The sequence below is a fragment of the Pseudomonas sp. RL_5y_Pfl2_73 genome (genome assembly GCF_963970515.1).
GTDB lineage: Bacteria > Pseudomonadota > Gammaproteobacteria > Pseudomonadales > Pseudomonadaceae > Aquipseudomonas.
This window is the reverse complement of the sequence record NZ_CAXAPD010000001.1, coordinates 146195-158738: the sequence shown is the minus strand read 5'-3', so window position 1 is coordinate 158738 and position 12544 is coordinate 146195. Positions and strand designations below refer to the sequence as shown.

Sequence of the window (12544 nt, the reverse complement as noted above, 5' to 3'; positions counted from 1 at the left end):
CTCGTGCGAAATGGCGCAAGCAACAGGATCTCTGCGGTTTGCGCCATTTTTTCATCCCACTTTCGAGGACCTGAATCATGTTGAAAGGCTACGGGGCTGTCATCCTCGATGGCGCATGGTTGACGCTTGAGCTCGCCTTGTCGTCCATGGCCCTGGCCATCGTTCTGGGGTTGATCGGCGTTGCGTTGCGCCTCTCTCCGGTGCGTTGGCTGGCGTGGCTGGGTGACCTGTATGCCACGGTCATTCGCGGTATTCCCGACCTGGTGCTGATCCTGCTGATTTTCTACGGTGGCCAGGACCTGCTCAACCGCGTAGCGCCGATGCTCGGCTATGACGACTACGTCGACTTGAACCCGCTGGCGGCCGGTATCGGCACCCTGGGCTTCATCTTCGGCGCGTACCTGTCGGAAACCTTTCGCGGTGCCTTCATGGCGATTCCCAAGGGGCAGGCTGAAGCAGGCATGGCATACGGCATGAACGGGTTCCAGGTGTTTTTCCGGGTGTTGGTGCCGCAGATGATTCGCCTGGCGATTCCGGGCTTCACCAACAACTGGCTGGTGTTGACCAAGGCTACCGCGCTGATTTCGGTGGTGGGCCTGCAAGACATGATGTTCAAGGCCAAGCAGGCGGCGGATGCCACGCGCGAGCCTTTCACCTTCTTCCTCGCGGTGGCGGCGATGTACCTGGTGATCACCAGTGTCTCGTTGCTGGCATTGCGTCACCTTGAGAAGCGCTACTCGGTAGGCGTAAGGGCGGCTGATCTATGATCTTCGACTACAACGTCATCTATGAAGCCTTACCGCTGTATTTCGGTGGCTTGCTGGTCACGCTGAAGCTGTTGGCCCTGTCGCTGTTCTTTGGCCTGCTGGCGGCATTGCCCCTGGGGCTGATGCGGGTGTCCAAGCAGCCGGTCGTCAACATGACCGCCTGGCTCTACACCTACGTGATCCGCGGCACGCCGATGCTGGTCCAGCTGTTCCTGATCTATTACGGGCTGGCGCAGTTCGCGATCGTGCGCGAAAGCTTCCTCTGGCCGTGGCTGTCCAGTGCAACCTTCTGCGCGTGCCTGGCGTTCGCCATCAATACCAGCGCCTACACCGCCGAAATCATCGCTGGCAGCCTGCGGGCCACGCCCAACGGCGAGATTGAAGCGGCCAAGGCCATGGGCATGTCGCGCTACAAGCTGTATCGCCGGATCCTGTTGCCATCGGCCTTGCGCCGGGCGCTGCCGCAATACAGCAACGAAGTGATCATGATGTTGCAGACCACCAGCCTGGCATCCATCGTGACGCTGATCGACATCACGGGTGCCGCGCGCACGGTGAACGCGCAGTACTACTTGCCGTTCGAGGCCTACATCACAGCCGGCGTTTTCTACCTGTGCCTGACCTTTATTCTGGTGCGCCTGTTCAAACTGGCCGAGCGCCGCTGGCTGGGTTACCTGGCCCCGCGCAAGCACTGATAACGCATCGATCCGATCGACTGCTCAACGACTGACGTTTTGTGAGAACCGACCGCATGTACAAGCTTGAAGTCCAAGACCTGCATAAACGCTATGGCAGTCACGAAGTGCTCAAGGGTGTGTCCCTGAAAGCCGCCGCTGGCGATGTGATCAGCATCATCGGCTCCAGTGGCTCCGGCAAGAGTACCTTCCTGCGTTGCATCAACCTGCTTGAGCAACCCCATGCTGGCAAGATCCTGCTCAACAATGAAGAGTTGAAGCTGGTCGCCGGCAAGGACGGCGCGTTGAAGGCCGCGGACCCCAAGCAACTGCAGCGCATGCGTTCGCGGCTGTCGATGGTGTTCCAGCATTTCAACCTGTGGTCCCACATGACGGCGCTGGAAAACATCATGGAAGCGCCGGTGCATGTACTGGGTGTGGCCAAGGCTGAAGCGCGGGAGAAGGCCGAGCACTACCTGAACAAGGTCGGCGTGGCCCATCGCAAGGACGCCTACCCGGGCCACATGTCCGGCGGCGAGCAGCAACGCGTGGCGATTGCCCGTGCGCTGGCGATGGAGCCTGAGGTGATGCTGTTCGACGAGCCGACCTCGGCCCTCGACCCGGAACTGGTAGGCGACGTGCTCAAGGTGATGCAGGCCCTGGCCCTGGAAGGCCGGACCATGGTGGTGGTCACCCACGAAATGGGCTTTGCCCGTGAAGTGTCGAACCAACTGGTGTTCTTGCACAAGGGCATCGTCGAAGAAAGTGGCAACCCGCGCGAAGTGCTGGTCAATCCGCAATCCGAGCGCTTGCAACAATTTCTGTCGGGCAGCCTCAAGTAATCGCTCCCGTTACGCACCTGATTTGGGTCATGCTGCGCACCGCGCGCCAGATGGTCTAATTTGGTTGCAGCCGCTTTTGGCTTTAACACTGTTTTCGCTTCGGATTGCCCGCCATGACTGCCCATCGAATAGGTTTCCTGATTTGGCCCAGCACTAAAGCCTTGACGCTGGCGCTGGCCGAGGAGGCCTTGCGTGTTGCTCAGCGGGTGCATCCGGATGTGGTCTACGAGCTGTCGTTCTTGCAAGCCGAACCGTCGGCCGGCGGTGCTTGGCAACTGCCGGGCGAGCCCTGGGCCGGTAAGCTCGAAGGCTTCCAGAAGCTGTTCCTGCTGGCCGATGAGCCGCCGACTGCGCTGGCCTCGCCCCTGAGCAGTGCCCTCAAGCAACTGGTGCGTGCCGGTTGTGTGATCGGCGGTTTGTCTGCTGGTGTCTATCCCTTGGCCCAACTGGGTTTGCTCGACGGTTACCGTGCCGCCGTGCATTGGCGCTGGCAGGACGATTTCTCCGAGCGCTTCCCCAAGGTCATCGCCACCAGTCATTTGTTTGACTGGGACCGCGATCGCCTGAGCGCTTGCGGTGGGATGTCGGTGCTCGACCTGTTGCTGGCGGTGCTGGCTCGCGATCACGGCGCGGAACTGGCCGGTGCGGTGTCGGAAGAGTTGGTGGTCGAGCGCATTCGCGAGGGCGGCGAGCGTCAGCGCATCCCGTTGCAGAACCGCCTCGGCTCCAGCCATCCAAAGCTCACCCAGGCGGTGCTGCTGATGGAAGCCAACATCGAAGAACCGCTGACCACCGACGAGATCGCCCAGCATGTGTGCGTATCCCGTCGACAACTGGAGCGAATCTTCAAGCAATACCTCAATCGCGTGCCCAGCCAGTATTACCTGGAGCTGCGCCTGAACAAGGCTCGGCAGATGCTGATGCAGACCAGCAAGTCCATCATCCAGATCGGCCTATCCTGCGGCTTCTCCTCGGGGCCACACTTCTCCAGCGCCTACCGCAACTTCTTCGGCGCCACGCCGCGGGAAGACCGCAACCAGCGACGCAGCAGCAGCCCGTTCGAATTGTCCTCGGTGCCGTCCGAGCGCGGGTAGGGCAGGCACAACCCCATCCTGTGGCGAGGGGATTTATTGTGGGAGCAGGACTTGTGGGAGCAAGGCTTGCCCTCGATACAGGCGACGCGGCCCTTGGTGAACCGAGGCGCCTGCATCGCGGGCAAGCTTTGCTCCCACAGATATATTCCTCGCCGCACGTAGATGCCGGCACCTCAAACCCCTTGGCAACGTTTAAACTGCGCCTTTGCGACGCTATTTGTCGCATTGCCGTAAACCCGTGAAAAACGTGGGTTGGCGCTATAAGAAGTTGTCGCTTGGCGGCAAGGCCGGGCTGAAAACTGTCCTTACAATCCTTACCAAGCCCGCCAGTTCCAGGCGGGTGTTCCTCATCAGGAGACTCCGATGTCCGTTGAGCAAGCCGCGGTACAACGCGCCGATTTCGACCAGGTTATGGTTCCCAACTATGCACCTGCAGCCTTCATACCTGTGCGTGGCGCCGGTTCCCGCGTATGGGACCAATCCGGTCGTGAGTTGATCGACTTTGCTGGCGGTATTGCAGTCAACGTACTGGGCCATGCCCACCCGGCGCTGGTCGGTGCACTGACCGAACAGGCTAACAAGCTGTGGCACGTGTCCAACGTCTTCACCAATGAGCCGGCCTTGCGCCTGGCTCACAAACTGGTCAACGCGACCTTCGCCGAGCGCGCGTTCTTCTGCAACTCCGGCGCCGAAGCCAACGAGGCCGCCTTCAAGCTGGCCCGTCGCGTCGCGTTCGATCGTTTCGGCAGCGAGAAGTACGAAATCATCGCCGCGCTCAATAGCTTCCACGGTCGCACCCTGTTCACCGTCAACGTCGGCGGGCAGTCGAAGTACTCCGACGGTTTCGGGCCTAAAATTACCGGCATCACCCACGTTCCTTACAACGACCTGGCCGCTTTGAAAGCGGTCATTTCGGACAAGACCTGCGCCGTGGTGCTGGAACCGATCCAGGGCGAGGGCGGTGTGCTGCCGGCCGAGCAAGCCTACCTGCAAGGCGCCCGCGACCTGTGCGATGCCCACGACGCATTGCTGGTGTTCGACGAAGTGCAGACCGGCATGGGCCGCAGCGGTCACCTGTTTGCCTACATGCATTACGGCGTGGTCCCGGACATCCTCACCAGCGCCAAAAGCCTGGGCGGTGGTTTCCCGATTGCGGCGATGCTCACCACCGAAGCGCTGGCCAAGCACCTGGTCGTCGGTACCCACGGCACCACCTATGGCGGTAACCCGCTGGCCTGTGCGGTGGCCGAAGCGGTGATCGATGTGGTCAATACCCCTGAGGTGCTCGCGGGTGTCAAAGCCAAGCATCACAAGTTCAAGGCTCGCCTGGAGCAGATCGGCGAGAAGTACGGCCTGTTCACCCAAGTGCGCGGCCTGGGTCTGCTGATCGGCTGCGTGCTGAACGATGCCTGGAAAGGCAAGGCCAAGGACATCTTCAACGCCGCCGAACAGGAAGGGCTGATGATCCTGCAGGCCGGCCCGGACGTGATTCGCTTTGCCCCGAGCCTGGTGGTGGAAGACGCCGACATCGACGAAGGCCTGGATCGTTTCGAGCGGGCCGCGGCGAAGTTGACCCAAGCCTGATTTCAGCCTTGACCGGCTCCAGTGTGGGAGCCGGGCTTGTGTGGGAGCAACGCTTTGCTCCCACACACCAGCTCCCGCATTTGAGTCTGTAGGGACGTTGGCCCCGGTATTTTTTTCTCTGTGTATCGACCCAAGGGTCGACCCATTTATTTCAAGTTAAGGAGTGACACCATGCTGGTGATGCGCCCCGCGCAAATGGCTGATCTGGGCGAGGTACAGCGTCTGGCTGCGGACAGTCCGATCGGTGTCACTTCCTTGCCGGATGACGTGGAACGCCTCAGCGACAAAATCGCCGCAAGCGAAGCCTCGTTCGCCGCCGAAGTCAGCTTCAACGGTGAAGAGAGCTATTTCTTCGTCCTTGAAGACATCACGACTGGCAAGCTGGTGGGCTGTTCGGCCATCGTTGCTTCGGCCGGTTATTCCGAACCGTTCTACAGCTTTCGCAACGAGACCTTCGTTCACGCCTCCCGTGAGCTGAAGATCCACAACAAGATCCACGTGCTTTCCCAATGCCACGACCTGACTGGTAACAGCCTGTTGACCAGTTTCTACGTGGTGCCGGAGCTGGTGGGCTCGCCGTGGTCGGAGCTCAATTCCCGCGGTCGCCTGCTGTTCGTCGCCAGTCACCCGGAACGGTTTGCCGATTCGGTGGTGACCGAGATCGTTGGCTACAGCGATGAGAATGGCGACTCGCCGTTCTGGGATGCCATCGGTCGCAACTTCTTCGACCTCAACTACGCCGCCGCCGAGCGCTTGTGCGGGCTGAAAAGCCGGACTTTCCTCGCCGAGCTGATGCCCCATTACCCGATCTACGTGCCGCTGTTGCCGGACGCCGCCCAGGAAGCCATGGGCCAGGTCCATCCGCGGGCGCAGATCACCTTCGACATCCTGATGCGCGAGGGTTTCGAGACTGATCACTACATCGACATCTTCGACGGTGGCCCGACCCTGCATGCCCGTGTCTCGGGCATCCGCTCGATTGCCCAGAGCCGCGTGGTGCCGGTCAAGATCGGCGAACCGGTCAAGGGTGCTGGCCGCCAATACCTGGTGGCCAATGCCCAATTGCAGGATTACCGCGCCGTGTTGCTCGAGCTCGATTACGCGCCGGGCAAACCTGTGACGCTGGACATGGAAGCGGCCGAAGCCTTGGGTGTTGGCGAGGGTGCCAGCGTGCGCCTGGTAGCCGTATAACGCTTTACAGCTGAGTTTGGCGGGTGGCGTGAGCGACCCGTTTGAGGAGATAGCATGATCGTTCGTCCCGTACGCAGCAGCGATTTACCCGCTCTGATCGCCCTGGCCCGCAGCACGGGCACCGGCCTGACCACCCTGCCGGCCAACGAAGAGCGCCTGGCCCATCGGGTCGGCTGGGCCGAGAAAACCTTTCGTGGCGAAGCCGGGCGCGGTGACGCGGACTACCTGTTCGTGCTCGAAGACGACGACGGTCGTGTGGTGGGCATTTCCGCCATCGCCGGTGCCGTGGGACTGCGTGAGCCCTGGTACAACTTCCGGGTTGGCCTGACGGTCAGCGCTTCCCAGGAATTGAACATCTATCGGGAAATTCCGACCCTGTTCCTGGCCAACGACCTGACTGGCAATTCCGAGCTGTGCTCGCTGTTTCTGCATGCCGATTTCCGTAGTGGCCTCAACGGCCGCATGCTCGCCAAGGCGCGGCTGTTGTTCATTGCCGAATTCCCACAGTTGTTCGGCAACAAGATCATCGCTGAGATGCGCGGCATGTCCGACGACAATGGGCGTTCGCCGTTCTGGGAAAGCCTGGGCCGGCACTTCTTCAAGATGGAATTCAGCCAGGCCGATTACCTCACCGGGGTGGGCAACAAGGCGTTCATCGCCGAGCTGATGCCCAAGTTCCCGCTGTATACCTGTTTCTTGTCCGAAGATGCCCGGGCCGTGATCGGCCAGGTTCATCCGGACACGGAACCTGCATTGTCGATGCTCAAGAGCGAAGGTTTCAGCTACCAGGGTTATGTCGACATCTTCGACGCCGGCCCAGCGGTGGAATGCGAAACCGGCAAGATCCGCGCGATTCGTGACAGCCAGGCGCTGGTGCTGGCCATCGGCACGCCGGGCGATGATGCCACGCCGTTCCTCATCCATAACCGCAAGCGCGAAGACTGCCGCATCACCGCTGCACCGGCGCGCTTTGCCGCCGGCACACTGGTGGTCGATCCGCTGACCGCCAAACGTCTTCAACTCAACGTCGGTGATCAGGTACGTGCCGTCGCGTTGTCTGCTGCCCGGGAGTCGAAATGATGAACTCGCTGTACATCGCAGGAAGCTGGCAGGAAGGCCAGGGTGACCTCTTTGAGTCGTTGAACCCGGTGACCCAACAGGGAGTGTGGGCGGGCAACGGTGCCACGGCCGCGCAAGTCGAGTTGGCGGTGCAGGCCGCGCGCCAGGCGTTCCCGGATTGGGCTCGGCGCTCCCTGGATGAACGCATCCAGGTGCTGGAAGCCTTTGCCGCGGCCCTGAAAAACCACGGAGACGAACTGGCCCATTGCATTGGTGAAGAAACCGGCAAGCCGTTGTGGGAAGCGACGACCGAAGTGACCAGCATGGTCAACAAAATCGCCATTTCGGTGCAGAGCTACCGCGAGCGGACCGGCGAGAAGAGTGGCCCGCTGGGCGACGCCACTGCTGTACTGCGCCATAAGCCCCACGGTGTGGTGGCGGTGTTCGGCCCCTACAACTTCCCGGGCCATTTGCCCAACGGCCACATCGTGCCAGCGCTGCTGGCCGGCAACAGTGTGCTGTTCAAGCCGAGCGAGCTGACGCCGAAAGTCGCCGAACTGACGGTCAAGTGCTGGGTCGAGGCGGGTCTGCCGGCGGGCGTACTGAACTTACTGCAAGGCGCGCGGGAAACCGGTATCGCCCTGGCGGCGAACCCAGGCATCGACGGGTTGTTTTTCACCGGCTCCAGCGGCACCGGAAATTTGTTGCACCAACAATTTTCCGGGCGTCCGGACAAGATCCTCGCGCTGGAAATGGGCGGTAACAACCCGCTGGTGGTGGATGAGGTGGCTGACGTCGATGCGGCGGTCTACACCATTATCCAGTCCGCTTTCATTTCTGCCGGGCAGCGCTGCACCTGTGCGCGCCGTTTGCTGGTGCCGGAAGGCGCCTGGGGCGATGCCTTGCTGGCGCGCCTGGTGGCGGTCAGCGCAACCCTTGAGGTCGGTGCTTTTGACCAGCAACCGCCACCGTTCATGGGCTCGGTGATTTCCCTGGGCGCGGCGAAGGCGCTGATGGATGCGCAAAACCATTTGCTGGGCAAAGGCGCCGTGCCGCTGCTGAGCATGACCCAGCCGCAGGCCCAGGCCGCATTGTTGACGCCGGGTATCCTGGACGTGACGGCCGTGGCCGAGCGGCCTGATGAAGAGCTGTTCGGGCCGTTGCTGCAAGTGATCCGCTACCAAGATTTCGCAGCGGCAATTACCGAGGCCAACAATACGCAATATGGCCTGGCCGCCGGGTTGCTGTCCGATTCCCAGGAGCGCTATCAACAGTTCTGGCTGCAAAGCCGCGCCGGTATCGTCAACTGGAACAAACAGCTGACCGGTGCCGCCAGCAGCGCGCCGTTCGGCGGTGTCGGCGCCTCGGGCAACCATCGCGCCAGCGCTTATTACGCGGCCGATTATTGCGCGTATCCGGTGGCTTCCCTGGAGGCTCCAAGCCTTGTCATGCCGGCTGGCCTGACCCCCGGCGTGCGCATGTCTTGAGACCGCCATCGTGGGCAAGCCTTGCTCCCACAGGGGCTATGCAAAACCTGTGCGAGTAAGCCTTGCTCCCATAGGGGCTATGCAAACACTGTGGGAGCAAGGCTTGCCCGCGATGGCCGCGCCGCGGTGTTTGATGAACCGTTACTTGATGCCTATAAAAAACAGATTCTCGTGGAGCCTCGCTGATGAAATCCTATGAAGTCAACTTTGACGGTCTAGTGGGGCCGACCCATAACTACGGCGGGCTCTCGTACGGCAACGTCGCGTCTCAGAGCAACAGCCAGCAGTCCTCCAACCCCAGGGAGGCGGCGTTGCAGGGCCTGGCGAAAATGAAAGCGCTGATGGACATGGGGTTCCAGCAAGGTGTACTGGCGCCACAGGAACGTCCGGACGTGGCCGCCCTGCGCCGGCTGGGTTTTGCCGGCAGCGATGCCCAGGTCATCCAGCAGGCCGCAAAAGAAGCAATGCCGCTGCTGGTGGCCAGTTGCTCGGCCTCCAGCATGTGGGTGGCCAACGCCGCCACGGTCAGTCCGAGCGCCGACACAGCCGATGGTCGCGTGCATTTCACCGCCGCCAACCTGAATTGCAAATACCACCGCAGCATCGAACATCCGACCACCAGCCGTGTGCTGGGGGCGATGTTCGCCAACCAGCAACACTTCGCCCACCACGCCGCCTTGCCGGCGGTGGCGCAGTTCGGCGACGAAGGCGCGGCCAACCACACCCGTTTTTGCCGCGCCTACGGCGAGGCCGGTGTCGAATTCTTTGTGTTCGGTCGCAGTGCCTTTGACACCCGCTATCCCGCGCCGCAGAAATACCCGGCGCGTCAGACCCTGGAAGCTTCCCAGGCGGTTGCCCGTCTGCATGGGCTGAGAGAGGAGGGCGTGGTGTACGCCCAACAGAACCCATCGGTGATCGACCAGGGAGTGTTCCACAACGACGTGATCGCAGTGGGCAATGGCGAAGTGCTGTTCTATCACGAGGATGCGTTTCTCGAGACCGACAAGATGCTGGCCGAATTGAGCCGAAAACTCGCTAAGGTTGGTGGGAAATTTCAATCGGTGTGCGTGCCGCGTTCGGCGGTCACCGTCGATGATGCGGTACGTTCCTACCTGTTCAATAGCCAGTTGCTGTCGCGTCCCGACGGTTCGATGCTGTTGATCGTGCCGGAAGAATGCCGTAGCAACGAGCGTGTCTGGCAATACCTGCAAGGCCTGGCGGGCGCTGGCGGGGTGATTCGCGAAGTGAAGGTCTTCGACCTCAAGCAAAGCATGCAGAACGGTGGCGGCCCGGCTTGTCTGAGGTTGCGCGTGGCGCTCAATGAAACCGAACTGGCGGCCGTCAACCCAGGGGTTATCATGACCGCGCCGCTGTACGATTCGCTGACCCAATGGGTCGAGCGGCACTACCGCGATCGCATGACTGAAAATGATCTGGCAGACCCGCAGTTGCTGCTCGAATGCCGTGCGGCACTGGATGAACTGACACAAATCCTTAAACTTGGCGCGGTTTATCCGTTCCAGATCAATTGAAAGCGCGCGCGACCTGACTACAGTCAAAGCAGGGCGCGTTGCCTTATCCCCAGACGAGAATGTAAAGACATGAGCGATACCCTGCAGCTGATCCTTGAAGACACCGACGGCACCCAACTGGAAACCTCCTGCACCCGCGTCGCGGTGATGTGGCAAGGCAAGGAGTTGTGGATCCAGCAGGATGGCCGCGGCCAGTTGCTGATCGGCGTCGATGTCGAGGAAGGGGACGAGGAATACGCCAACTTGTTGTTGCGTCCATTGGCGACCAACCTGGTCAGCCTGCAACTGGAAATGGAACCGGCGGACGTCGGCGACGATGACCATGTCCATGGCCCGGATTGCGGCCACGACCATTAAGGAACCGCGCTATGTTAGCCCTCGGCAAACTGCTTGAACTGACCCTCGCCGGTCGTGAACCGGCGGAGAAGACTCAACTGACTGTCGAAGGCGTACGGATGCGCTGGTTGAGCGAGGGCGCGCTGGAGGTCAAGCCGCCCGAAGCCCGGGATAACGGCCTGGACCTGATGCTGTCGGCGGGTATCCATGGTAACGAAACCGCGCCGATCGAGCTGCTCGACCGTTTGCTGCATGACATTGCCCGTGGCCATTTGAAGCCGCGGGCACGCATTCTGTTCCTGTTCGGCAATCCCGAGGCCATCCGGCGCGGGGAGCGTTTCGTCGAGCAGGACGTCAACCGACTGTTCAATGGCCGCCATGAGCTGAGCGGCGGTCCTGAGGCGCTACGGGCTTGCGAACTGGAGCGCTTGGCCGCCAGTTTCTTCTGTCAGCCAGAACGCAACCGCTTGCATTACGACCTGCACACCGCCATCCGCGGCTCGAAGATCGAGCAGTTTGCCCTCTACCCATGGAAAGAAGGTCGCCAGCATTCACGCCGTGAACTGGCACGCCTGCGTGCCGGGGGCATGGAGGCGGTGTTGCTGCAGAACAAGCCGTCTATCGTGTTCAGTGCCTACACCTATGAGCAGCTCGGTGCCGAGTCCTTCACCCTGGAACTGGGCAAGGCCCGGCCATTCGGACAGAACGACGGGGTCAACGTCAGCCTGTTGGAAACCCGCCTGCAACAGATCATCGAGGGCAACGAGCCGGAGCTGGATGAAGGGCTTGATGGCCTGCAGCTGTTCAGCGTGGCCCGGGAAATCATCAAACACAGCGACAGCTTCCGCCTGAACCTGCCAGCGGACATCGAGAACTTCTCGCAATTGGGGAAAGGCTACGTGCTCGCCGAAGACATCGCCCAGACCCGCTGGGTGATCGAGGAAGAGGGCGCCCGGATCATCTTTCCGAACCCCAAGGTCAAGAATGGCTTGCGGGCTGGCATCCTGATTGTGCCGGCGACTGACGAAAACCTAGCCTGACCCGAATTTAGACTCAATACATGCCCCCTGTGGGAGCGAGCAGGCTCGCTCCCACAGGGGGCACGGTGTCCAGGCTTAGACCGCTACCGCCCGCTGTTCGCTGCGGCGCAATGCCCGGGTCTTGTGCAGGGTATCGGCGCAGGTCTTCGCCGCTTCTTGGCCCTTGTGCACGAAATGCTCGAAGAAGAACTTCTGATGTTCTTCCCCTGCATGGAAATGATGCGGCGTGAGCACGACCGAGAACACCGGCACTTCGCTTTCCAGCTGGACCTGCATCAGGCCGCTGATCACCGATTGGGCGACGAACTCGTGACGGTAGATGCCACCGTCCACCACCAGGCCGGCGGCGACGATGCCGGCGTAGCGGCCTGACTTGGCCAGCAGCTTGGCGTGCAGCGGAATCTCGAAGGCGCCACCGACTTCGAAGAAGTCGATATCACTTTCCTGATAACCCTGGACGATCATTTCGGCGACGAAACCTTTACGGCTCTGGTCGACGATTTCCTTGTGCCAGCAGGCCTGGATGAACGCGACGCGCTCGCCCGGATGACTTTTGCTTTTGCTGTCGATTGCAGTGGGTTGCATGTTCTGGTTCCTGTTTGTGTGAAAAACAGGGCGTCATGAATCGAAGGGGATTCGAGGGTACGCCGCGTACAAGACAGTCGCAGTCGGCCCTTGGGGTAGCAATCCCGTTCTCTCTTCATCCGGACTATGACCGTCGGCCCCGGAATCACACCGGGTCTGCTGACCTTGTCGCTACACCCCAAAAAGCGGTGTACCACCAAGCGCTCGCGGGCTATGCACGTTGCGTGCAATTACCGCCGGTGGGGAATTACACCCCGCCCTGAGAACGTTTTGCCGCCACGCTGTGTGACGGCGGACAATTTTTAACACATAACCCCTTGTGGGAGCGAGCTTGCTCGCAATGGCGGTGAAAC

Annotated in this window: 12 protein-coding genes and 1 riboswitch; of the genes, 11 read left to right on the top strand and 1 reads right to left on the bottom strand. The window is 61.2% G+C overall.

Annotated elements, in window-relative coordinates; genetic code table 11:
- The first annotated feature begins 77 nt into the window (after positions 1 to 77).
- From AACY42_RS00700 to astE, 11 genes are all read left to right on the top strand, one after another.
- Positions 78 to 767 carry an ABC transporter permease gene (locus tag AACY42_RS00700; RefSeq protein ID WP_339475289.1) on the top strand — a complete coding sequence of 230 codons (690 nt, stop codon included), beginning with the start codon at positions 78 to 80 and terminating at the stop codon, positions 765 to 767.
- Positions 764 to 1462: an ABC transporter permease gene (locus tag AACY42_RS00695; protein WP_339475286.1), complete on the top strand. Its 699-nt coding sequence runs from the start codon at positions 764 to 766 to the stop codon at positions 1460 to 1462. The genes AACY42_RS00700 and AACY42_RS00695 overlap by 4 nt, the downstream gene beginning before the upstream one ends.
- Positions 1463 to 1518: 56 nt before the next feature.
- A complete protein-coding gene (locus tag AACY42_RS00690; protein WP_018612663.1) occupies positions 1519 to 2283 on the top strand; it encodes an ABC transporter ATP-binding protein in 765 nt (254 codons plus the stop codon).
- A gap of 113 nt (positions 2284 to 2396) precedes the next feature.
- The gene (locus AACY42_RS00685; RefSeq protein WP_339475282.1) at positions 2397 to 3377 is read left to right on the top strand and encodes a GlxA family transcriptional regulator; all 981 of its coding nucleotides are present in this window, start codon (positions 2397 to 2399) and stop codon (positions 3375 to 3377) included.
- 363 nt (positions 3378 to 3740) lie between these two features.
- Positions 3741 to 4961, top strand: coding sequence for an aspartate aminotransferase family protein (locus tag AACY42_RS00680; protein ID WP_339475280.1), 1221 nt, complete (start codon positions 3741 to 3743; stop codon positions 4959 to 4961).
- Between the two features lie 171 nt (positions 4962 to 5132).
- Entirely contained in the window at positions 5133 to 6152 is a 1020-nt protein-coding gene (aruF, locus tag AACY42_RS00675) for an arginine/ornithine succinyltransferase subunit alpha (RefSeq protein ID WP_339475279.1), read from the top strand.
- 54 nt (positions 6153 to 6206) lie between these two features.
- The gene (gene astA, locus AACY42_RS00670; RefSeq protein WP_339475278.1) at positions 6207 to 7232 is read left to right on the top strand and encodes an arginine N-succinyltransferase; all 1026 of its coding nucleotides are present in this window, start codon (positions 6207 to 6209) and stop codon (positions 7230 to 7232) included.
- Positions 7229 to 8698, top strand: a complete 1470-nt coding sequence (astD, locus tag AACY42_RS00665; protein ID WP_339475276.1) for a succinylglutamate-semialdehyde dehydrogenase — start codon at positions 7229 to 7231, stop codon at positions 8696 to 8698. Before astA ends, astD begins: the two co-directional genes overlap by 4 nt.
- Before the next feature lie 185 nt (positions 8699 to 8883).
- Positions 8884 to 10230, top strand: coding sequence for an N-succinylarginine dihydrolase (gene astB / locus AACY42_RS00660; RefSeq protein WP_339475275.1), 1347 nt, complete (start codon positions 8884 to 8886; stop codon positions 10228 to 10230).
- A 69-nt stretch (positions 10231 to 10299) separates the two neighbouring features.
- Positions 10300 to 10587, top strand: coding sequence for a hypothetical protein (locus AACY42_RS00655; RefSeq protein ID WP_003178862.1), 288 nt, complete (start codon positions 10300 to 10302; stop codon positions 10585 to 10587).
- A gap of 11 nt (positions 10588 to 10598) precedes the next feature.
- Positions 10599 to 11606, top strand: coding sequence for a succinylglutamate desuccinylase (gene astE, locus AACY42_RS00650; RefSeq protein WP_339475273.1), 1008 nt, complete (start codon positions 10599 to 10601; stop codon positions 11604 to 11606).
- A gap of 75 nt (positions 11607 to 11681) precedes the next feature.
- Here the strand turns inward: astE and AACY42_RS00645 are convergent, their stop codons facing one another.
- Positions 11682 to 12191, bottom strand: a complete 510-nt coding sequence (locus AACY42_RS00645; RefSeq protein WP_339475272.1) for a 6,7-dimethyl-8-ribityllumazine synthase — start codon at positions 12189 to 12191, stop codon at positions 11682 to 11684.
- Between the two features lie 102 nt (positions 12192 to 12293).
- Positions 12294 to 12462, bottom strand: a riboswitch (FMN riboswitch).
- Positions 12463 to 12544 lie beyond the last annotated feature (82 nt).